We start from the raw sequence: 22642 nt of genomic DNA, 5'->3' as shown, positions 1-22642 counted from the left end.
GTCGGTGGTAGGTCAGGTTTCGTCGGGGTCGAGGGCGTCCTTGATCTTGCCCATGACGCCCTTCTCGGTGCCGAATGCAGCTGCAGCAGGCTCGCCTTTGGATCCGTCGTAGGTCGCATACAGCTTAGGGTCGGGTGCAGGTGCGGATGCTTTGCCTCCCAACGGTTGTGGGTCGGCCAGGAAGCCCATCTGCCGTTTGCCGTCGGGCGCGAGACGGTTCGCCCACCCGCCTGTCGCGGAGAATTCACCGTCCGAGAGGTGCCACAGATCGGTGGCGTGCTCGGAGGCTTCTTCGTCGAAGAGCGCATCGGGGGCAACTGCGCCGGCGAGGTCGTCTGCTTGAAGTTCTTCGATGGCCGCGAGCCACAAGTTCTGATGATGGGTGTCGCGGGCCAGATTGAACTGCAGCATTGCCTTCACGCCCGGGTCGTCGGTCATGTTGTAGAGCCGGGCGGTCTGCAGACGGCCTTGCGCTTCGGCGGCGACGTTGGCGCGGAAGTCCGCGAGCAGGTTCCCGCTGGCGACGATGTAGCGGCCGTTCCACGGGTAGCCGTTCGAGTCCGCCAACAGCGGTCCCCCGCCAGACACGATGGCCTGTTGGGGGTCCATCCCGCCCATGACCGCGGCGACGACGGGATCAGCGGCCGCGTTCTTCGTCGATTCGGTGGCTGGGGCACCTTCGAGGAGTCGGGCGACCATGGTGGCGAGCATTTCGACGTGGCCCATCTCTTCGGTGGCGATGTCCATGATCAGGTCTTTGTACTTGCCTTCCATGCGACAGTTCCAGCCTTGGAACAGGTACTGCATGGTGACGGTCATTTCGCCGTACGCGCCGCCGATGAGCTCTTGAAGTTTGTGAGCGTAGACCGGGTCCGGCTTTTCGGGTTTGGCGTCGAACTGCAGGTAGTCGGTGTGTCGAAACATGTAAACTCCACATCGGATCAGGATTCGCTGGGCAACCCTGTTCTGGTACCCGCCCCTTGGTTTGGTAAACATTGCGCGACAACGGTTTCGAGCTGAAAGCAGTGCCCGTTCCGGCAACTCTTACCTGCCGCAATACACCTTGCGCGGCGACCCATCGCTCAAAAAACACTTCCTGAATCCTCGACGCTGACGATTGCGACTGGCCGTGGCTGCCGCGATCCACGTGTTCTCCCGATAGAGGAGCAGCACCTGCCGATGTCGACACCCGTCGACGGTTCCAGACTCGGTAGCGGTGCGCCTCACGCCTATGCCGCGCGCACGCCGATCCGTCATGATGTGAGTCATGTTCGCGGGATTCGAGGAATCGGTGATCGAAGTCGAGGGCGGTACCTCGATCCTGGCTCGCCACAGCGCCTCCGGCGGATTTCCGGTGTTGCTCCTGCACGGGCACCCGCGGACCTCCGCGACCTGGCACCGTGTCGCCCCGTTGTTGGTGGACGCCGGATTCACGGTGGTGTGCCCGGACTTGCGGGGATACGGCCGTTCCCGAGGCCCCGCACCGACACCGGACCATTCCGCGCACTCGAAGAGGGCTGTGGCCGCGGACATGGTGCAGGTCATGGCCGCGCTCGGCCACGACCGGTTCGGCGTGGCCGGGCACGATCGTGGGAGCTATGTCGCACTGCGGCTTGCGTTCGACCGTCCCGACCGGGTCGCGGCGGTCAGTTTTCTCGACGGGATCCCGATCACCGAGCATCTCGATCGTGCGGATAGTCGGTTCGCAATCCAATGGTGGCATTGGTTCTTCTACGCTCAACCGGACCTGCCCGAACGCGCCATCGCCACTGACCCCGCAGCCTGGTACCGGGGCGACCCGGACCTGATGGGAGCCGGCAACTACAGGGAGTGGCGTTCGGCGATACAGAATCCCGGTGTGGTGCGTGCGATGCTCGAGGACTACCGCGCCGGCCTCACGATCGATGTCGATCACGAACGCACCGACCGCGCGCAGGGCCGAACACTGGCCATGCCCGTGCAGGTGCTCTGGTCCTCACGCGACGACCTCGAGGAGCTCTACGGTGATCCTCTCCATATTTGGCGGCCCTGGGCACCCAGCGTCGTCGGGCACAGCATCGGCTCGGGGCACCACATGGCCGAAGAAGCCCCGAACGAACTCGCCAGCGCCCTGTCTACGTTCTTCGGTCCGCTGCACCCGTAATGGGGGGGATCGACGGAAATCGAAAACCGTACCTGCCGCTGGAGCCATCTCGTACCGCTTGTCCGAGACGTCGTCTTTGCCACCGCTTCCCGACGGCCTGCGACGCCGACCCCGCACTGTCCTCCGGTTTGTCGACGCAGGCCATCAGGGTCGATACGATACCGACGATGCGTTCGGCGGAGAGAGTGAAGGGCGGTGTGGTGTTCGATGTCCATTGATGCGGTGGCGGCAGGGTTCGAGGTCTTCGAGGTCACTGTCACACATGTCTACGACCTGACCATTCTCTCGGTCAGCGGCGAACTCGATCTCGTAACGGCACCTCAGTTGACCGAGTCGATCGACGCGGTCATCACCGAACACACACCCGCTGCGTTGATCATCGATCTCACCGGTGTGCCGTTCCTGGCATCGATGGGCATGACCGTTCTGGTCCGGACCTGCGAGTATCTCGGACGGTCGACCAGGTTCGCTGTCGTCGCCGACGGCCCGCGGACGAGCAGACCGTTGACGCTGATGGGTCTCGATGACACCTTCGCCCTCTACAGCGACCTCGGCTCCGCAGTCGCGGCATTGGCCTCGTGAACGCAGCGCGGGCGGCCGACATCCCTCAGCGCGAAAAGCCGAGTGTCGACGCACCGAACGGGCATCGACCTGTCCCGGCGCACGCACTCGGTGAGGTCATGTCGGCCCTGGCTCTGACTTTGCAGCAGGACTTCGACAGCGTCGAGGACACGCTGACCAAGATCACCTCCTCCGCTCTGGAACTGGTGCCCGCCGCCACCGACGCAAGCATCAGCTTGGTGATCGCCCGCCGCTCCATCGAGTCGCGAGCGCCGACGAGCGACCTCGCCCGCCAGGTCGACAGCGTGCAATCAGATCTCGGACAAGGACCGTGCATCGATGCGGTGTGGGCCGAGGCCGTGGTGGCGGTACCCGACACCGCGTCCGAGCGGAGGTGGCCACGGTTCTCCCTTGCCGTCGCCGAGCTCGGTGTCCGGTCGATGTTGTGCTTCCCGCTCAACACCCACCGCGACAACCTGGGCGCTCTGAACTTGATGTCGGACACACCCGGTGCGTTCGACGACGACGCACACCGGACCGGGACGCTGGTCGCCACCCACGCTGCCGTCGCGCTGATCGCCGCCGCACACCAGGATCAGATGAAGTCCGCGTTGGCGACACGCGACGTCATCGGTCAAGCCAAGGGCATCGTGATGGAACGCTACGGCGTCAGTGCCACACGGGCTTTCGAGATGATCAACAAGCTCTCCCACGATTGGAATGTTCCCGTCGCCGAACTCGCCCGCACCATCACCGTCAAGGACAACCCCGGACCTCTCGGCGGGGTTCGGTAGATCCGGCGCAGGGTCCAGTCTCGCTCGGTGGAGCGCCCGCGCAGGTTTTCGTCGGTGGGTCCGGGGGTAGACCGGAGCCGGCTCGACGGTTGAGTACACAGCCCTTGGTCAGCGTCGAGCGACCCGTCGGGTTCGCTCGATGCGGATGCCCGCAGGCTGAATCATCGAGCGGTCCAGCCTGCTGGCGTTCCGGAAAAATCACGAAACGGTCACGCGGTGGTAACAGCAAGGCCGCGGACCGGGGCCGGTTCGATACGAGAGGGCCTGAGCAGCCAATTCCCTCTGTGTTCGTGTTGGAGGACGCTGCCGACCGTTGAATACTCGGCGGATGGACGCGTCCGAAGCTCGCACAGCCACCGCTGCGTCGTTGCCCAGCATCACTGCACCGTCCGTACGGTGGAATCGACCCGAGCAGTCCTCGGACCTGCTGACCGTCCTCGGTACGACGATCACCGACGACGCCGACCTCATCATCGCTCTTCGAACGCTGGTGTCCCTCGCTGCTGATGCGATCGACGGCGCGGCCAGTTGCGGGGTGACCGTCGCGGTCGCCGATCGCACGTTCACCGCAGTGCACAGTGACGTGCGCACGCTGATCGTCGACTCCGATCAATATCGGGCCGGTGACGGGCCGTGCCTGCACGCCGCCCGCACCGGTGAGGTGGTCCGCGTCGATGCCATTGCCTCCGATCTGCGCTGGCCGGACTTCGCCGCCTCCGCCCGCCGAGAGAACATCTACTCGTTCCTCGCTGCCCCGCTTTACAGCTCGAGCACCCGGTTCGGGTCCCTCAACCTGTACGGAGAGAGACCGTCTGCGTTCGATGATCGTGACGTCGCGACCGCGACGGCCCTGACCGGCGCGCTCGCCCGCGCACTCGGCGACTACGAACGATTCGACCTCATCCGCACCGAGAACGCCGGGCTCCGCACCGCCATGGTGCACCGGGCACCGATCGAGCAAGCCAAAGGCATGCTCATGGCGATCCACCGTATCGACGCCGACGCCGCATTCGAGACGCTCATCGAGTTGTCCCAGAGCCGAAACATCAAAATCCGAGACCTCGCCGTCGACCTCGTGACCGAATACTCCACGCCACACGACTCGACGCCCGTAACCGAGCGGGGACGCGTCGCGAAGGCTGCGGTGTTCAACCACCCGGTGAATCCACCGGATGCGGTCAGCTTTGCTCGCCCGACGCCGAAGTCCCGCCGGTAGCAACCGAATCCCTCCATGACATCGTGCCGGACGGTCCATTTTCCTGTGCGCTACAGTAGGTCCTGTTCGACCGTCGATGAGGGTCACGGTCGAGCGTCCATCCAGCGACAGCGCTGCGCCGCACCTTTTCGGGTCTCGACGTCTTCGTGCTGTGGGCTGGCCGACGCTCCCAGTGAAGGCCCTCCATGTCGATTCCTCATCCGCTCTCGCCGAGCCATTTTCCAGTCCCGCCCCATGTCGACGGTGGTGACCGTCGATGACCAGTCGCACCGTCTCGACCGCCGAGTTGCAGCGCCGCTCACAGATCGCTGCAGCAGCCTACGAACGTGGTCGCCGCGCCACCTTGGCTGCTGCACGACGCCGTAGCCTGCCCGACCGCGCGCACACCCGGCGTGAAGAAATTCGCGCACGCTCGCACTCCTACGTGCCGCGCAGTGACAGTCGCGCGTTCGGTCTGCTCGATTCCGACGCGTCGTTGGTGCGGGCTGCGGCATTTCTCGCCGCGACCGGTGTTGCACACGAGCTGATCGCAGCGCAGACCTTCACCGACCCGGTGCAGCAGGAATGGGCGGACGCCACGTTCGACCGCACGGCTGTGCACGAGGATGCATGGCGGGAACGTTTGATCGACAACGGCATCGACGACGCGGTACTGCGCCCTGGTCTGTCGCTCGATGCTCTCGAGCTACCGGCCGAGCTCGACGCTCTCGACTTCGACGACATCGCCGAACGCACCCTCGATGTGTCCTCCACCGCTGCGGACGTCGAACCGATCCGTCTGGCCGATCTGATGCTAGAGACACCACGACAGAACCGCCCGTCGGAGTCGGTCATCGATATCACCGACCGAGTCGCGAACGTCATCGAAATCGACCGCGGCATCGCCACGGCCACCGGGGCTGGTGTGGACGCATGGTGACCAAGAAGCCGACCTCCAAAGGAGCGGGGACATCGTCGTCGACGTTTCCGTTGATCGCCGTCTCGGTGGTGATCGTGTTGATCGCGCTCGGCTACGGCTCACTGTGGCTCGGGCACGTCTTCGTCGACACCGGTGAAGATATCCCCGTCAACCCGTTCGGGGCGCTGTTCTCAGTCGCCGGCGGGACGCTGACGTGGCCGAGCGTGTCGACATGGATCTTCGTGATCGCGGTGATCATCGTCTCCGGTCTCACCGGCGTCGCCGCCGCTGCCCGCGCAACGGGAAGCGGCAAGAACGACGTCGACGCCAAGGCCCGCCTGATGGGACCGACATCGAAGCTGACCGGGGTGACCGGCAAGCAGGCACGCGAACGCGCGAAGTCGCTGCGATCCGATCTTGCCGAGTTGGACACCCTCGACGACTCCGACATCGGGGTCGTCGTCGGACGCACCGTCCAGGGCAATCAGAAGGTGTTCATGTCGTGGGAGGACATGCTGTTCGCCCTCGCCGGTCCTCGTATGGGCAAGACTGCGGCGTTGGCGATCGACGCACTGTGCACCGCGCCCGGCGCGGCGCTGTTCACCTCGAACAAGCGGGACGGTCATGATTTCACTCGCGGTGTCCGCGAGCAGCTCGGCAAGGTGTGGCGCTACGACCTGCAGGGAATCGCCGAAGGGCCGCTCACCACGGGCGACGGGTTCTGGTGGAATCCGCTGCGCGGAATCGACTCCATCGTCGCCGCCCGCAAGCTCGCCTCGTACTTCGCTGCCGCATCGCGCGACGATTCGGCCCGCGTCGACGCCTACTTCGACGGCGGTGCACAGGAGTTGTTGGCGCAGATGATGTTCGCGTCCGCGTGCGGTGGCGGAGATCTGCTGCACGTCTACGGCTGGCTGTCCGACGAGGCGAACGAACTGCCCCAGAAGCTGCTGCTCGAGCACGGGCACGCCATCGTCGCGATGCGCCTGAAATCGACGAGCGATCTCAACCCGCGCCAGCGAGACGGCTTGTACGACATGGCTCGCCGGTTCATCGGCCTGCTGGAAGAAAAGTCCTACGCCATGTCGATCCTGCCGCCGAACAGAGTTGACCTGTCCACCGAGGACACTCCGGACACCACGATCGGTGCCGGAGTGAGATATCCGCACGCGATGACAGAGTTCGTCGTGGAGAAGTTCGTCACCAGCCGTGACACCCTCTACGCGCTGTCGAAGGAAGGCCCTGATTCGTCGTCGGCGCAGACCACCGCGCTGATCGGGTCGATCATCGACGCCGCGCAACGGATTGCCCGCCGCAGTCCGCGCGGCCGGTTGCCGGTGCCGATGCTGTGCATCCTCGACGAGGCAGCGAACGTGTGCCGCCTCCCCGAGCTCCCGGCCTGGTACTCCCACCTGGGCTCGCAGGGGATCTGTGTGATGACGATCGTGCAGAACCTCTCTCAAGCTCAGAAGGTGTGGGGCCAAGATGGGGTCAAGCAGCTTCTCGATGCCGCGAACTTCCTTTGGTACGGCGGCGGACTGAAAGACAAGACCACCCTCTCGGAGCTGTCCGCGCTCGTCGGTGACCACGACGTCGAACGCTGGTCGAACTCTCGCAGTGGCGGCATGTTCGACGGCGGGTCGTCGTCGAAGTCGCAGTCCTGGTCGAAAGAACCGATCCTGACTGTCGACGACCTGGGAGCGATCCCGAAAACCCGCGCACTGGTATTGATCTCCGGTAACCGGCCGGTGCTGGTGGTGAAGGTGTACTGGTCCGACGGACCGAACGCCGACGGCATCGACTCCTCGTTCGCCCGCTACGGCATCCCCGAAAAGGACCGGATCCAGGTCGAGCGAACAGCAGCCACGACCGCCGAGACGGTCACCGCCATCAGCGACGAGGAGCCGTACCGATGACCGAACACGACGAGACTAGTTTCGACGAGACCGAATTCGACGAGCCGACATTCGACGAGGGCGTACACGACGAGATCCCCTCGACCGACAAGGAAAAGCCCCGACGATTTCCCACGTTCGATGCTTGGTTCGATGCGTGGTTCTCGGCGATCGTGTCCCGCAAACTCTCGACCTCGCCCGGCAAGAACCAGGTGTTCTGCCCGAGTTGGTGGGAGCACCCCGAAGTCGTGGTGCGGCTGCACTCGTTGTGGACCGCATGGGAGTCCGCGACGGCCGCCGATGACGACGGGGCGGCGATGTCGGGGTGGTGGGTCCATCACGCCGACCCACAGTTGCGCACGATGCTCGACGCCGAACACGGCCCGATGTACCGGTGCAGCCGCGATTCCCATCAGAACACCCCAGCGCTGCGCAACGAGTTCGTTGCTGCACCGCCCGGATGGTTCGACGACTTGGGCGTCTGACCGCACAACCTGACACAACCCCTGACCGAAGTAGCCAGAGGCCCTGGTGGGTGGCTAGACCCACCAGGGCCGATGTGGCCGGAGAGCGCGTCTCCGACCGACGACGACGGTAGCGACCGCCTCCCACCACAGCAGGTGCGGGTTGCGTATGCCCGTCTCGCCCGACTCCAGGAGCGCACCCACCATGGCCAAAGATTCCGACGATTTCCAGCTCGATTTGTTTGCCGAGACAGAGGACAGTGAGACCCATGATCGACCCGATAACGCAAGAAATAATGAAGCTGTATCTCGAGCACCAGGGGCTGCCGCCGGAGTTGAACCCGGACGATCAGCAGGAGTTCCTCGAGCGGGAGAGCGAGCGGATAGCGGAGCGGATCGACAACATGAAGGTCCACATGCAGAGCCAGGTTCTGGAGAGGTATCTGCGGGAGAACGGGGAGCCGGCACCGTTCATGGAGCAGGTCGGGTTGATCAACCAGGCGTGGGCGCAGGCGACGGACTTCGTGATCAACGAGGAGATCTACAACCAGCTCCCGGTGGAGATGGAGGCCTATCCGCCGGATCAGGAGAGCCCAGAAGCGGAAGCGGAACGGGATCGGGCGCGGATTCAGGTGCACCGGAGCGATCCGGAGCGGTGGCGCGATCCACTGAACTGCGCGGATCCGATCCAGTCGACGTTGTGGCTGACGGACGCACTGTGGAAGGACAAGCCGGTGCAGTTCCGGTACTACGCGATGCATCTGTTGCAGGCGAGGATCGAGGACGACCTGCCCTACCCGACGTCGCAGAGCCACCCGCTGTTTCTTTCGTTCACGAGCCTGCTCGACGAGAGGGTGGCCGAGCACGCGGCAAGCGGAAAGTAAACCGGCGCAGCGAATCCGACGCCCAGCTGGATCTGTTCTCGTTCGACGCCGACGGGGCCGCACCGATCGATCCGACTGCCACCGACGTCGGCGGCACACCGCTCCCGGTGCCGGTCGACCCGGAGATCCTCGTCGTTGATGCTGCTTCCCCACCGGTGCCGGAGTTGCAGCCCGCACCGGAGGTCGTCGCGGACACCGCCGTCGACGGCCCTGCGGTACCGCCGTCGGCGACAGAGCTGGTGCGCGATGCCTACGGCCGGCTCGCCCGCGAGGACGAGGCGTACGTGCGGCTGGCGCGGATCCGCGCCGACCTCGACGGGACACTGACCGCCGAGCAGGTCACCGATGCACTGATGGAGCTGCGACGCGCGGGCGATGTGTCGCTGATTCCGGAAGAGAATCAGAAGACTCTCGGGCCCGACGATCACGCTGGCGCGATCAGCTACGGCAATCAGAGTCGTCACCTGATCGCCGTCGACGGTCGCCGCGTCGATCAACTCCTCGCCGCGCAGAGCACTCCCCCGTCCAGGGTCGAGACCGACTCCCCCACAATAGAACCGACCCCCGATCCCACGGCGACTACCGCAGTCCCTGACACCACCGAAGGGATGGTGGTCGACACTCAGACGGTCGCCGAGCGACTGTGGAACGTCGAGCCCGTCGACTTCCGTCCCGGCACACAGGTTCTCGTGCCGTCCGGAGCGAAAGCGCGTGTGGCCGCGAACATCGACGCCATGCGCACTCTCGCCGTCGTCACCGCGCAGGACCGCTACGCCACCGCCGACGAGCAAGCGGTCCTCGCCCGCTGGTCGAGTTGGGGCGCGACACCGCAGGTCTTCGACCCACGCCGCGACGACTGGAACACCGAACGCGAGCAGGTCCGCGCCCTACTCGACGACACCGCGTGGGCTCAGGCGCAGCGGACCATCCTCAACGCTCACTACACCGACCCTGCCATCGCTGCCGCGATGTGGAAGGCGACGATCCGGGCCGGGTTCACCGGCGGCCGAGTTCTCGAACCGGGTTGCGGGGCAGGGACGTTCATCGCTCACGCCCCGGCGTCGGCGCAGATGGTCGGGGTGGAGCTCGACGCGACCACCGCCGCGATCGCGGCCGCGCTGAATCCGTCGGCGCAGATCCGCGGCGAAGGATTCGAGAAGACCACCGCACCGGAGTCCTCGTTCACCGCGGCGATCGGCAACGTCCCGTTCGGGGACTACCGGCTCTACGACCCGGTCCACAACCAGGCCAAGCACTCGATCCACAACCACTTCATCGTCAAATCTCTCGCCATGACCGCACCCGGCGGCTACGTCACCGTCCTGACGTCCCGCTACATCCTCGACGCCCAGAACCAACGGGCCCGCCGCGACATCGCCGCCCTCGGCGACCTCGTCGGGGCAGTGCGGTTGCCGTCCAACGCGTTCCGCCGCGTCGCCGGCACGGAGGTCGTCACCGACATCCTCGTGCTGCGCCGACGCGCCGACGGGGCGAAACCTGCACCGTTGACCGAGCGGTTCCTGCAGCTCGAGAACGCCACCGCTCTCGACGATGCCGGCGAGGACAAAGGCGTGCCGATCAACGCCGTCTACACCGATCACCCCGAATGGGTGCTCGGGGACCTGCGGGTCGGGCACGGCATGTACGGCAACGACACCCTCTCCGTCGCCGCCCGCGACGGCGTCGACCTCCCGTCACTGGTCGAAGACCAGCTCGGAACCATCGTCGACGCCGCGAAAGCTGCTGGACTCGGACACACCGCGTCCTGGCGCGACACCCTCGGCCCGACCCGCGAGGACTTCGAGCGCGGGCTCGTCGCTGCAGGACGCGGCCCCGCAGAGAACGATCTGGCGGTGGGAACACTGCGCCACGACGACCAGGCGAACACGATCGAATGCTGGAATTCGCAGGATTGGGAGCCGGTGAACACACGCGGAGCCAAACAGGTCGACGAATGGGGGCAGCTCCTCGCCCTGCGCGACACCACCCGCGCGTTGATCGAGTCGCAGAAGGACGCCGCTACCAGCACCGGACAGCGGCAAGCCTTGCGGGAGATCCTGGGAGAGCAGTACGACGCCTACGTCGGCCGCTACGGCTATATCAACCGATTCACCATGACTGTGCCCAAAGACCTCACCGACGCCCAGCACGACGCCGCTCTGACGAAGCTGATCGACACCTGGCGTAAGGACGAAGGCGTCGCCGGAGACCCGTACGCCGGAGAGATCCCCGAAGACGTCTACGGCCGGCTCTCCGACGATGCGTGGATCAATCCCCGCCAGCCCACCAAGCTACAAAGCCACCTCGGCAAAGCCCTACGGACCGATCCGACGTTCGCGCCGGTGTTCGCGCTCGAACACTTCGACGAGGAGACGATGACCGCCCGCAAGGCGGCGATCTTCCACACCGACGTCCTGCATTCGCGTGAGCTGCGGGACTACGCCGAGACGGTCGACGAAGCGATGGCCATCAGTCTCGACGAGCAAGCCCGCCTCGACGTCGGACGGATTGCCGAACTGCTCGGCACCACTGCCGAGCAGGCCGAGACTCAGATGGAAGGACGGGCCTTCCGTACGTTGACCGACCCGACCCGCTGGGTGTCCTCGTCGACGTATCTGTCGGGCAACGTCCGCACCAAGCTCGCCGACGCCGAAGAGGTCGCCGCGCTCGATCCCCGCTACCAGGCGAACGTCGACGCCCTCAGCGCGGTCATCCCACCGCGTAAGACCGACGTCGATGTCTCCCTCGGTGCGCCGTGGGTGCCGATCGAGACTTACACCCAGTTCGTCCGCGAGACGTTCGAGGTGCCGAGCGATGTCTCGGTGACCATCGAACGGGCGTCGGGGCGCTGGGAGGTCGCTGTCGGCCACTACCCGGGCAGCAACGAGCAGGACCTCAAGTGGGCACTGATGCCCAAACGTCACGCATGGTCGACGAAGTTCAACTTCGAGCACCGTCCCGCCGAAGACCGCGGGATCGCCAACGCCGGGATGCGCGCCGGGGACTACACATGGAAAGAGCTTCTCCAAGACCTGCTCAACAGCGACACCGTCGAGATCACCAGCTCGAAGGAGTTCCGTGATCGTGCGGGCGCAGGCGCAATCCACGATGCTGCGACCCGCGCCGCGCAATCGAAGGCCCGGCGGCTCTCACAAGAGTTCGGGCAGTGGGCGCTGCACGCCGACGAGGTGCGCCGCGAGCAGCTCCTCGACATCTACAACGACAAGTTCAACTCCCTTGTCGCACCTGTGCATTCGGGTGCACATATGTCCTTCCCCGGTCTCGGGGACAAGTACTCGCCGTACCCGTACCAGCGCGACGCAGCGGCGCGGATCGTCTCCGAACCGACAGTGCTGCTCGATCACGTCGTCGGGGCCGGCAAGACCGGCACCATCTTGATGGGCGCGATGGAGCTCAAACGTCTCGGTTTGGCGAACAAGCCGTGGGTGGTGGTGCCCAACCACATCATCGACCAGGTCGTCCGCGAAGCAGGCCAGTGGTATCCCGGCGCGCGAATACTCTCCGGATCCGCCGCCACCGACGCCGAAGGGCGCCGATTGCTCGTCGCCCAGTCCGCCTCGCAGGACTGGGACATGGTCATCGTGCCGCGGTCGGTGTTCTCCTCGATCGGTGTCGACCCCGGTACGAAAGCGGAATACATTCGTGGGCAGGTCGCCGAGCTGGACGACGAACTCGGCAACGTCGACGAAGGTCTGACCAAAAAGCGGCTCGAAGCGATGAAAGCCAAGCTCGAGGAAAAGCTCGAAACCGCCCTCGAACAGGCCGGGAAGGATCGGGGGCTGACGTTCGAGGCGTCGGGTGCGGACTACCTTTTCATCGACGAAGCCCACGAGTTCAAGAACCTGGCGCGCGCCTCCGGTGTGACCGAGCTTGCCAATTCCGGCTCGCACCGGGCGACCGACATGGATCTCAAACTGAACTATCTGCGGTCGATGCGCCGCGAGGAAGCGATCACCAAGGGCATCCCGCAGGAGGAATACATCGAGCGGGTCGCCACGTTCGCCACCGGCACCCCGGTCGCGAACTCCCTCGCCGAACTGTGGGTCATGCAGCACTACCTACGGCCCGACCTCCTCGAGGACGCCGGGGTGGCCACGATCAACGACTGGGGTGCGACGTTCACCGACACCGTCGAACGGGTCGAGCTGAACTCGTCCGGATCGAGACTGCGGGCCGTCACTCGGGTCGGTGAATTCACCAACGTCGGTGACCTCATCGGCATGACTAGCGTCTACACCGACGCCGTCACCCGCGATCAGGTGCCGGCGAACCTGCCCGTCAAGGACGGTGGCCGCAACACCGACGTCACCTTCACCCCGGCCCTCGAGGTGCAGGATTTCATCGCCGACCTCGGGTATCGCGCCGACCATGCCGACGCCAAACGCCCGGACATCGACAATGCCCTCAAGGTCGCCAACGACGGCCGCAACGCCACCCTCGACCCCAGGGTCGCGCACCTCGATCCGGCACCACCGGAGCATTCCCGCGCCCACATCGTCGCGCAACGAATCCTCGACGTGCACAACGACTCCAGCGAGAACACCTACCTCGACTCGGCCGGTGCACCGCATCCGACACCGGGGGCATTGCAGATCGTGTTCTGCGACCGATCCACCCCGAAAGCCGACGGGTCGTGGTCGATCTACGACGGGATCCGCGCAGAGTTGCTCGCCGGCGGGATGGAACCCGCCCGGATTGCCTACGTCCACGACTACCCGAAGCCGTCGGAGAAGGCCCGCCTGTTCGAGATGTGCCGCACAGGAAAGGTATCGGTGGTGTTCGGGTCCACCGAGAAGATGGGCACCGGCACCAACATCCAAGACCGCGCGATCGCGCTGCATCACGTCGACGTGCCGTGGCGACCGGCCGACCTCGAACAACGTGAGGGCCGAATCATCCGGCAGGGCAACCAGAACGCGCACGTCAAGGTGTTCAACTACGTCGCCGAGAAGACCTTCGACACCGTCATGTGGCAGACCGTGCACCGCAAAGCGCACTTCATCGAACAGCTCAAGAAGGCGGACCGCTCGATGCGCCGCGTGGTCGACCTCGACAGCGACTCGCTCGCCGAGAACTCGGCCATGACCAAAGCCCTCGCCACCGGCGACGATCGATACATCCAGCAGATCGAACTCGACTCCCAGCTCCAGGAGCTCCAGTCCGAAGCGGATTCGCACTTCGCCGAGCAACGCTCCATCGAACGCGACCGCGACCGCCTGCGCCGCGAAGTACCCCGCGCACGCCAGCGGGTAGCCGGATTGAAAGAAGCAGCACCGGTGCTCAAAGGCCGGCGCGAGGTCGACCGGTGGCCCGGCATGACCATCCGCGGGAAGTTCTACGACACCCGCAGCGACGCCGCGAACGCGATGGCCAACGCTTTGCAGGGCACCTACCAGGCCCTCAAGGGCGAAGGCCTGACCAAGACGATGGTGATCGCCGAGATGAGCGGATTCCCGATCGAGGCCTCCCGTTCGATGCAGGACAGCGCGCTGTATCTCTCGTTCTCCGGACTCGGTTCGTCGACGAAAGTGATCGAAGCCCACGATCTGTATCCGAGGATCGGGGACGGCGATCGCAGCCAACACTCACTCGGACTGCTCACACGGGTGGAAAACATGGCCTACACCGTCGACACAGACCTCGCGAAGGCCGAGCGCTCACTCGATCGAGACGAACAACGCCTCGACGATCTCGAACTGGTCGAGCTGTCCGACTTCCCGAAAGCAGTGCAGCTCAAAGACCTCTCGAACGAAGTCTCCCGATTGCGGCGAGAAATCAAGGAGGCCGAAACCAGCCCCGAAGCCCTCGCACGGGACGCCGCCCGCGCGGAACGTGCTGCAGAGAAGGGCCGCGAGCCGAAGTGGTCGCTGATGCTCAACCCCACCAAAGCCCTCGTCGAAGAACTCGGCATGGAAAACGCTGACGAGGTACGGGCCATGATGCACGCCAAAGCTGTTGCTGCTCAACATGCGAGCGCACAGAACGCGGGAGGAAGCGAACATCTGCAACCGGGCGACACGTCGACTCGGCCCGGACATTTCCTCCGCGCAGTAGAAGACGGTCCGGGGCCCGCTAAGCCATGGAAGGGCACCGAGCGTGAGGGGCCGGAAGCAGGTCACGAACCTGACAACGGGTACGGCCTCGACAGCTAGTCGACGGACCGCCTAACTCGCGACTACGGTTCGTCAATATTTCTTGACGAACCGTAGTCCCTCCAACACGTTCGTCGGCTGTTGCGACATCACCTCGCGCCGTATCGTCCGACCATGATTTCTCTACCGGGCATCGCAGAAACGGCTACATGGTTGAAGAAAGGACCGCTCAGAGATTTCGCCCAGCCGACAGAGAGGTCAGATGCTCATGGAACCACTGTCAAAAAATCGCTTACCCGAGACGATGTTCCGGTACCGGCGCTGTGGAAAGCAGCTCTCGAACTGGTCGATCTGAAAGCAGGAGGCCCCGGCGATAAGGTCGCCTGGTGGATCGCTTTCACCTATAAAACCGAGCCGTGCACCTTGGCAAGCGAGAAATTTGGAGTTCGGCTGTACGTAACGACAGTCGACGAAGATCAAGCCCAGAAGGTCACAACCGAGATCACCAAGAAGGTGAGTTCTGCGGTGGAAGCGGTAGAGAAAATGATTGAGTCGGCTGCCCCGAACTTGTTCGGGCAAGGCCACGCAACGGTGGTCAACCAACACTTTCATCTACGTCATGCCTACGAGTATTTCCGTCAGAGAGCTCTTGATCCCACTTCGATCGAGACTGTCACCACCGAGCGTCATTCCGCCGACGGCACGTTCCTCGGGGCGTCCATAGCGGACGGCCCTGCTCGCATGCAGGTGAATGCGGTCAACGACCTCGTCGCGGCGATTACCGCATACCTGAGTCTCCTCGAGCACCACCTCGTCCTCGCACTGGGTTTTCAAGAGTTCGATCCGCCCACGGACAATTTGAGTGCCATCATCGGACTCCCCTGGGGACAGAAGTACGAGCGAATCCTTGGCAAGGGCGGACTCGCGTCGACGTACCGCGTCCGATTGACAGAAATCGTGGAGCGGTGGCGAAACATGTATGCGCACGGTGGTTTCGAGAAGAAGCACACCGGTTCGGTCTACCTGCACGTTCAAGGGGTGGGACCGCTCCCCGCCGGTCTCACCAACGTGCGCTCAAGCCCACTGTTCACGCTTTTCCCGGCGAACCCAACAGACATTGCCGACGTCTTCTCGTTCTTCGACGAATTCGATATGTGGCTCCGAACGACACTTCCCGAAGCGATGGCTTGGGTGGAATCAGGCCTAGACGTCCGTTTCGATCAGAAATTTCGTGACGAGGTGGCTGACGCGATTGCGGCCGGGGAGATCAACGGCCTCATCGATCGCACAGGATGGTTGATAGACCGCTTAACCAACATGGACTTCTGACTATCGACCAAAGCCCTACAGGCCGTGGTCGTTGTTGTACTGGCGTTCGGTGAGAACAGAGTCGGGCAGTTGTTCCGGCTGCAGTGTCTGCCTGCCGCTGTGCGGACGCCCGGGTCCGGGTGCGTCTGCCAGAAGCCGCGCGATGTTTTTCTGCGCGTCCGGATCGGCCGGCTTGGCATCGGAACTACGACGGTTCACGGCATCGGTCACACCGTCGATCGCAGTGGCCTCGACCAATCGAGCAGTCGCTGGGGCCGAGCGGATGCACTGTTCGGCGGCGTGACGCTTGCCCGCCAACGTCACGGCCCGCAGACGTCGGCCTCGTTCGGTGATGGCGGTGTCGAACACAGCCGCGGCGGCAAGGTCAGCGGCACGACGGTCCGGATCGGTCGCGCGCTGCACGATGGCGGACCATTCACTGTTCTCTGCCTGAACACGTCCGATGGCGTCCTGAGCTGCGCGTTGGGTGTCGCGGGCCTGTCGCGCGAGTCGTTCCTCCCGTAGTCGTGCGTCGTCGACGGCTGGTTCGAGGGTCTTGCGTTCGCGCCGTTTGGCCGTCGACAGTCGCTCGGTAAGGGCGCTGTGTTCACTTCGGGCTGCGTCGTGGTCTGCGATGGTGCGGCGCAGTTCGGTGGCAAGTTCGCGGGCGGCGGCGATCGCTGCGGCTTGCTCGTCGAGTCGGGCGTACAGCTTCTCCGTGTCCGCGACGACGGTCGGTGCGGTGCGCGATCGTCCGGCGCGGTCGACGAACGCGATCAACTCCGCGTCCGGGACAAGTCGGATCGGGTCTTGTTGCATCTTCGCGAGCAAGGCGGCGTCCGCCGGCGAGAGCACCGGCGGCGGCTCGGGTGCAGCCTCGATGGCGTCCTCTACTGCCAGCTCTGTCGGAGCCGTCCGCTCGAGCTGCTCGACTACGTCGGCTGCTGGTGCGTCGACGACCTCGACGGAGGGCTGCACCCGCGTCGGTGGGGTGTCGGTCATCGCTGCGCGCTGTGCTGCTTGTTCGGCCCGCCACAGCATCGCTTCGGTGCGGTCGACGTCGGCCTTGAGGTCAGCGAGAGCGGCGAGGTCGATGCTCTCGGCCGCCAGGCGTGCAGTGGTGACGTCGACGGCGGTGACTTCTCCCCCGTCGGCGGCGGTGACCCGCTCGTACTCGGCGGCGGCGTCGTGTGCGCGGGCACGGGCGGCGGTCGCGGTGTCGTCGACGAAACCGGCCCGCCAGATCTCCCAGTCGAGACCGCGTTGAGCGAGGGCGCGGTCGTCGTCCCCGGCAGCCGCAACGTCGGCGGCCACGGCGGGCCGGATGACGGTGTCGATGTGATGCCAGAGCGCTTCGGCCTCGAACTCGCGGTCGGTCCACTCCTGCCGGGTGTCGAGCATCGCAATGCGGGCGGGGCGTTGCCGATCGGCTTGCTCCTGCAGCTCGGCGAGCATCGTGCGGGCATGGAACTGTGCGGGGCTGGTGCCGTCGGAAATCCGGCCACGCAGCTGCCGGTACCTGGTTTTTGCGTCGTCGAGATCTGCGGTGAGCAGGCGGACTCGTTCGTCGGTGGTGACCGTCGGGTACGGCAGCTCGATCGTCTCGATCTGCGAGCGCAACGCATCCCACACATCGGCCTCATGGTCGGCGGTGCCGATCGTGTCGGCGGCCTCGATGTCGAGTGGTGCGTCGGCCTCGTGGTCGATTCCGGTGTACTCGTCCTCGTAGCCGCCGTCGTACTCCGGTGGCGGCTGGTCGTAGCCGCTGTCGTACTCCGGCGGTGGCGCTTGGTCGTAGTCGACGGGGGCGTCGAGCGCGTCGAGGGAGGCGAGGTAGTCCGCATCGGCATCGACCGGGATCGCAGGAGTCGAGCCGTCGACGACGGTATCGGTCGCGGCAGCCTGAGTGGGTAGTGGTGCCGGGATGACGAACTCGTCGGGCAGCTCACCGCCGACGGTGTCGGAGACCGCGTCGTCGACTACGAGAACGGCTTCCTCGTCCTCGATCGAGAGTGGTTCGGCGGTGGGTGGGGTGTAGGTGCGGGCGAGGTGGTTCTCACGCACCAGCATCTCGGCCCGCCACGTCAGCGCGGTGGCGAGTTCGTGGGCGGGCAGGGTGACACCGTGATCGACCGGGTCGATGCCGCCGTGCAGGAACTCGTACGCAGTGCCGAGCAACTGTCCCGGTGTCCACAGTGTCGGGTCGGCGTCGTCGACCGTCGCCACGAGCGACGGCCACGCCGCATCGGACATGACGCGGACGGCGGCGGTGTAGCCGAGCAGTTCAGTCAGTACCGGTGCCCACGACGGTGCGAGCGCTGCGGTGTCCGCGGCGTCGGCGTCGAGCGCGGCGTCGGCGTCGAGCGCGGCGACGGAGAGTTCACCGGACAGTCGCCACCACAGGGCGGCAGCGGGCAGCTCGTCGGGCAGCGGCGAGGACGCGAGGGAGTCGCGGACGAGGGTGTGGACTTCGATTCCGGCGCGTGCGGCGGCGGAGAGTCGGTCGGCGAGGATCGGGAAGTACGGATCGCGGGCGATGTGGGGGTCGAGTTCGTCGACGAACGGACGCCACCGAACGACGGCGTCGTTGGTGGTGCCGATGACCGACTCCGCGCGGGTGTCGAGGCGACGCTGCACGATCGCCGACGCGGCCGCGTACTGCTCGGGCCCGGTGGGTCGACGGTCGGCGGGGTCGACATCGTGGGCGGCACGGAACACCGCGAGATCTACAAGCAGATCGAGGTCGGGTTCGTCGGTGAGCAGTGCGCGCGCCCAGACCGGTGCCGATGTCGGTGTCCACCCGGCGGCGTCGGCGGCGATGCGTTCACGGTGGACGGCGATCGCGTCGGCGCGGGCATCGAGGTAGCTCGCCCACTCCGATTCCTTGCGCAGTGCGTCGGGGATGGCGGGCAGCCACGGCAACGGTCCCTGCGCCGATGCTCCACGTGCTGTGGAGTGGCGTCCGGTGGAGTCGAGTCGCCAGTCCAGGACTGCGGCCCGGTCGAAGGCGGTACCGAGTTCGCGTTCGGCGATTGCGGTGTTCAGTGCGTCGACCGGGTCCCGTCCGTGTGCGGCGAGGATCGCGAGGTGTCCACGCAGGACCGGCCATGCGGCGTCGTCGGTGAGGCCGGCGATCGCGGTGTCGGCGGCGGTGTCGATCGCGGCCATCACTGTGGGTCCGGCAAGGACTTCGCAGGCGGTGGCGACGGAGTAGTCGTAGGCGTTCGCGGCCGGTGCCAAATGCGTGTGCGGGTCGTCGGCGGCAGCGAGGGTCGAGTGCGCGGAGACCTGTGCGCCGTCGCGGCGCAGGATCGCCCGGAAGTCGTCGACGGCGGTCGGGGGAAGCATTCCGCGTTCGGTCATCGCGGTGTGCAGGTCACCGTCGGAGGCGGTCGCGAGATACATGTGGTTGTTCAGTCGCCCGCGGGTGAGTGCGACGTAGGCGAGCTGACGGGTTTCGTCGCCGGTGGCCACGACGTGGCAGGTGTCGGCGGTCGATCCTTGCGCGGAGTGCACCGTTCCGGCGTAGCCGAGTTCGGTGGCGGACTGGACGTAGTCGGGTGACAGGGTGACGGTGCGTCCGAGTTCGAGGTGCCGCACTATCAGTGATCCGTCGCGGCCGACGTCCTCGACGGTCCAGCGGTCACCGTTGCGGACCCAGTCGGTCTGCGAGAGCGGGTTGCGGCGATCGTTGGAGCGGGTGCGGACGATGTCCCCGACGCTCGCGCGGAGGCCGTCGGCGAGGACGGCTTCACGTCCGACCTTGGCGGTGGCGGCGGCGAGGCGGTCGGTGCGCGCGCGGGTGTTGAGTTCGGCGACGAGCTCACGGGTCGGTGCGAGCAGCAGTGCGTCCTTGCCGGCGGCGCGGTCGACGCTCCACGCGCTGTAGGCGTCGTCGGTGACGGTGGCGATGGAGCCGACGTGCAGCCGGGAGTGGTCGATGTAGAAGCCGATCGCAGCGTCGTCTCCGTCGCGCAGTGCGAGCGATGCTGCGCCTTCGGCCGCGCCGGTTGCCTTGTCACGGAAGCGCACCACCTGCGAGAGGGTGAGCGCACCGACGCGGTCGTGGATGTCGCGCAGGACACCGCCGGATGTGACGGACGCGAGCTGTTGATCGTCGCCGATCAATCGCACCGTCGCACCGCGTTCGGCGAGGGCGGTGACGGCGTCGTCGAGGTCGAGGGTGCCGGTCATGCCCGCTTCGTCGACGATGACGAGAGTGTCCTCGCCGATCGCGGAATACCACTCGGGAACGGACACCGGATCGCCGTTGCGTAGACGTTTGGTGATGTCGACGAACTTCGCCAACGTATCGGTAGTCGTCAAGATATCTTGACGCAGGACTGCGGCAGCGGCAGCGGTCGGTGCGAACCCGACGACGTGTCCGCCTGCGTTCTGCCACGACCGTGTCAGCGCGGTCATGGCGGTGGTCTTGCCGGTTCCGGCGGGTGCGAGTGCGAGCTGAAGCTTCGCACCGGACGTGGCCATCGCACGCACCAGTGAGCGCTGCCCAGCGTTGAGTTCGCGACCGTTCGCAGCGGACTCGAGCAGTGCCATCTCCACGTGCTTGTCGGGGAGGGCAACACCGTCGTTGCGCTGTGCAAGGGCGACGATGCGTGCTTCGGCGTCGAGGACGGCTGTGGTGGTGAACAGGGTCGCTTCGTGGCGGGTGTGCACGTCCGCGCCGTCGCGGCGGCGCATCACATTCGGGGCGAGATCGGCAGCGACGTCGTCGCCTGTCTCGTCCCCCAGGGTGACGGCGTGGTCGGTGCTGCAGGCGCGGTCGGTGATCGCGTCGACGAGGTCGGTGATCCGATCGGCCGGCGGGTTGGCGGTGCGGACCTGACGGATCGCTTCGGCGCGAATGTTGTGCCGTTGGTAGCGCGAGCGTGCACGGGAGACGACCTCGACGACTTCGGCTGCGGTGTAGTCGATCCAGCGCGGGTCGTCGATGTCCACGCTCGCCCGGGTGCGCTTCTTGCCGGTCACCTCGGCGACCATTTTTGACAGTGCTTTTGGTGATCCGAGTACGTCGACCGCCTCGGCGCGCCACCCTCCGCGTTGCTCGGCGTGCGAGCGCGGTTCGTGTTTCGCCTGCCGGGTCTCCAGGGTCGCGCGCTGCGCCAACCGGATCGCTTCGATGGCGGTCGGTTCGCGGTGATGCTCGGCCTGGAACGCGCGTGCGAGTTCAGCGGTGCGCACGACGATCGCGGCATTGCGGGAGGACCAGCGTTCGGCCAACCGTGTGTCCAGGCCGACGATTTCACGTACGGCCCGCTTCGACCGGTCCTCGCTCGGGCGTTCGGCGAACTCGACTCCGATGCGTTCACGCAGTTGCGCTTCGAGGGCGGTGTTGTAGACCTCGGAGGCGGGAACGTTGTTGCGGTACAACGCGGCACCGTCGAGCGCGAGCCACTTCGTCGTGCCGTCCGGCAGGGTCGTGGAGACCTTGTTCGAGATCGCGACGTGGGTGTGCAGGTTCGGATCACCCGCGCGCGAATCGCGGTGAGTGAACGCTGCGGCAATCAATCCGTTCGCGTCGACTTGCGCGACACCGCCGTTGCCGAGACGGGTGAAGCAGGCGTGCTCTTCGAGGTATTCGAGTGCGGCTGCGATCGCGGCGTCGTGCGCTGCTTCGATCTCCTGCGAGATCTCCCGCGGCGCAACCGCCCACAGCGCCGACACCGACTTGACCGGAGTGAACGTGAGGTCGAACCCGGCGACAGCTTTGGTGTTCTGCCGCCCCGATTTCGCGACCCACCCGGACAGTTCACGCTCGTCGGCCGGGGCGCGTCCGTACTCGCGCTCGAACATCTCCCGTGCGACGCGGGTGCGGATCGCCGCGCGCGATTCGGCCTCGATAGGTGCGTTCCACTTCTCGCCGGCCGCGAGGTTGTGCTCGACGAACGCCTTCGCGCACGCGACCCGAAAATCCGACGCTCCGTTGTCGATCTTGAACGCGCGACCGAGCTTGATCGCCGCCGATGCCGCGCGCTCTGCGTTCTTCGTCGACGCACCGGCAGCGAGCTCGGCCGCGAACTGTTCCGCGTACATCGTGTCGGCCTCGGGATGCAGGCCGTCACCGAACAGCGCCTTCATGTGCGCCTCGGAGACGTACTCGCCCGCACCGATCGTCTCCAGCTCGGCGAGACCGGACCCGGTCCAACGGCCCGGAGACTCCCCTCTTTCGGAGTAGTACTCGGCCAGGGACGCAGCCCCTCGCTCGGTGGAATCTGCCGCTGCAACCTGCCTGGTCAGGTACGTATACCCGTCCCCAGCAGTGAGCTTGTGCAGACCCATCATGGACCGGACCCTACCAGCGAAACCCGCATAGCTGCCTTAATGCATGAGGTCTGTGGGGTTGAG

General features: G+C 65.6%; 12 protein-coding genes. 10 read left to right on the top strand and 2 right to left on the bottom strand.

Features of this window, described 5'->3' with window-relative positions; translation table 11 throughout:
- Positions 1-12 precede the first annotated feature (12 nt).
- A complete protein-coding gene (locus tag RHODMAR_RS24570) occupies positions 13-924 on the bottom strand; it encodes a manganese catalase family protein (RefSeq protein ID WP_008720228.1) in 912 nt (303 codons plus the stop codon).
- 343 nt (positions 925-1267) lie between these two features.
- On the opposite strand from RHODMAR_RS24570, the gene RHODMAR_RS24565 reads away from it, so the two are divergent.
- The 10 genes from RHODMAR_RS24565 (at position 1268) to RHODMAR_RS24520 (ending at position 16297) form a co-directional block, all read left to right on the top strand.
- Positions 1268-2143 (top strand): alpha/beta fold hydrolase, encoded by an 876-nt coding sequence (locus RHODMAR_RS24565; protein ID WP_008720226.1) that lies wholly within the window; start codon positions 1268-1270, stop codon positions 2141-2143.
- A gap of 207 nt (positions 2144-2350) precedes the next feature.
- A complete protein-coding gene (locus RHODMAR_RS24560; RefSeq protein ID WP_008720224.1) occupies positions 2351-2725 on the top strand; it encodes an STAS domain-containing protein in 375 nt (124 codons plus the stop codon).
- On the top strand, positions 2722-3498 hold the full coding sequence (locus RHODMAR_RS24555) for a GAF and ANTAR domain-containing protein (protein ID WP_008720222.1): 777 nt from the start codon (positions 2722-2724) through the stop codon (positions 3496-3498). Before RHODMAR_RS24560 ends, RHODMAR_RS24555 begins: the two co-directional genes overlap by 4 nt.
- Positions 3499-3826: 328 nt before the next feature.
- On the top strand, positions 3827-4714 hold the full coding sequence (locus RHODMAR_RS24550; RefSeq protein ID WP_008720219.1) for a GAF and ANTAR domain-containing protein: 888 nt from the start codon (positions 3827-3829) through the stop codon (positions 4712-4714).
- A 256-nt stretch (positions 4715-4970) separates the two neighbouring features.
- Entirely contained in the window at positions 4971-5633 is a 663-nt protein-coding gene (locus RHODMAR_RS24545) for a hypothetical protein (protein WP_008720218.1), read from the top strand.
- On the top strand, positions 5627-7528 hold the full coding sequence (locus tag RHODMAR_RS24540; RefSeq protein WP_008720215.1) for a type IV secretory system conjugative DNA transfer family protein: 1902 nt from the start codon (positions 5627-5629) through the stop codon (positions 7526-7528). The genes RHODMAR_RS24545 and RHODMAR_RS24540 overlap by 7 nt, the downstream gene beginning before the upstream one ends.
- On the top strand, positions 7525-7992 hold the full coding sequence (locus RHODMAR_RS24535) for a DUF4913 domain-containing protein (protein WP_008720212.1): 468 nt from the start codon (positions 7525-7527) through the stop codon (positions 7990-7992). Before RHODMAR_RS24540 ends, RHODMAR_RS24535 begins: the two co-directional genes overlap by 4 nt.
- A gap of 248 nt (positions 7993-8240) precedes the next feature.
- On the top strand, positions 8241-8855 hold the full coding sequence (locus RHODMAR_RS29515; RefSeq protein ID WP_008720211.1) for a hypothetical protein: 615 nt from the start codon (positions 8241-8243) through the stop codon (positions 8853-8855).
- Between the two features lie 353 nt (positions 8856-9208).
- Complete coding sequence (locus RHODMAR_RS24525; RefSeq protein ID WP_332307790.1) at positions 9209-15028, top strand: helicase-related protein; 5820 nt, start codon at positions 9209-9211, stop codon at positions 15026-15028.
- A 114-nt stretch (positions 15029-15142) separates the two neighbouring features.
- Complete coding sequence (locus tag RHODMAR_RS24520) at positions 15143-16297, top strand: hypothetical protein (protein WP_008720205.1); 1155 nt, start codon at positions 15143-15145, stop codon at positions 16295-16297.
- A 15-nt stretch (positions 16298-16312) separates the two neighbouring features.
- Here the strand turns inward: RHODMAR_RS24520 and mobF are convergent, their stop codons facing one another.
- Positions 16313-22579 (bottom strand): MobF family relaxase, encoded by a 6267-nt coding sequence (gene mobF / locus RHODMAR_RS24515; RefSeq protein WP_008720202.1) that lies wholly within the window; start codon positions 22577-22579, stop codon positions 16313-16315.
- Positions 22580-22642: the final 63 nt, after the last annotated feature.

It is taken from the genome of Rhodococcus sp. AW25M09, from assembly GCF_000333955.1.
GTDB lineage: Bacteria > Actinomycetota > Actinomycetes > Mycobacteriales > Mycobacteriaceae > Rhodococcoides.
The sequence above is the reverse complement of the archived record's forward strand: the minus strand, read 5'-3'. Positions and strand labels throughout refer to the sequence as shown.

Coding starts and splice junctions, on each gene's coding strand:
- RHODMAR_RS24540 (WP_008720215.1), top strand. CDS start 5,627: ATGGTGACCAAGAAGCCGACCTCCAAAGGAGCGGGGACATCGTCGTCG.
- mobF (WP_008720202.1), bottom strand. CDS start 22,579: ATGATGGGTCTGCACAAGCTCACTGCTGGGGACGGGTATACGTACCTG.
- RHODMAR_RS24525 (WP_332307790.1), top strand. CDS start 9,209: ATGGAGCTGCGACGCGCGGGCGATGTGTCGCTGATTCCGGAAGAGAAT.
- RHODMAR_RS29515 (WP_008720211.1), top strand. CDS start 8,241: ATGATCGACCCGATAACGCAAGAAATAATGAAGCTGTATCTCGAGCAC.
- RHODMAR_RS24545 (WP_008720218.1), top strand. CDS start 4,971: ATGACCAGTCGCACCGTCTCGACCGCCGAGTTGCAGCGCCGCTCACAG.
- RHODMAR_RS24550 (WP_008720219.1), top strand. CDS start 3,827: ATGGACGCGTCCGAAGCTCGCACAGCCACCGCTGCGTCGTTGCCCAGC.
- RHODMAR_RS24535 (WP_008720212.1), top strand. CDS start 7,525: ATGACCGAACACGACGAGACTAGTTTCGACGAGACCGAATTCGACGAG.
- RHODMAR_RS24520 (WP_008720205.1), top strand. CDS start 15,143: ATGATTTCTCTACCGGGCATCGCAGAAACGGCTACATGGTTGAAGAAA.
- RHODMAR_RS24560 (WP_008720224.1), top strand. CDS start 2,351: ATGTCCATTGATGCGGTGGCGGCAGGGTTCGAGGTCTTCGAGGTCACT.
- RHODMAR_RS24570 (WP_008720228.1), bottom strand. CDS start 924: ATGTTTCGACACACCGACTACCTGCAGTTCGACGCCAAACCCGAAAAG.
- RHODMAR_RS24565 (WP_008720226.1), top strand. CDS start 1,268: ATGTTCGCGGGATTCGAGGAATCGGTGATCGAAGTCGAGGGCGGTACC.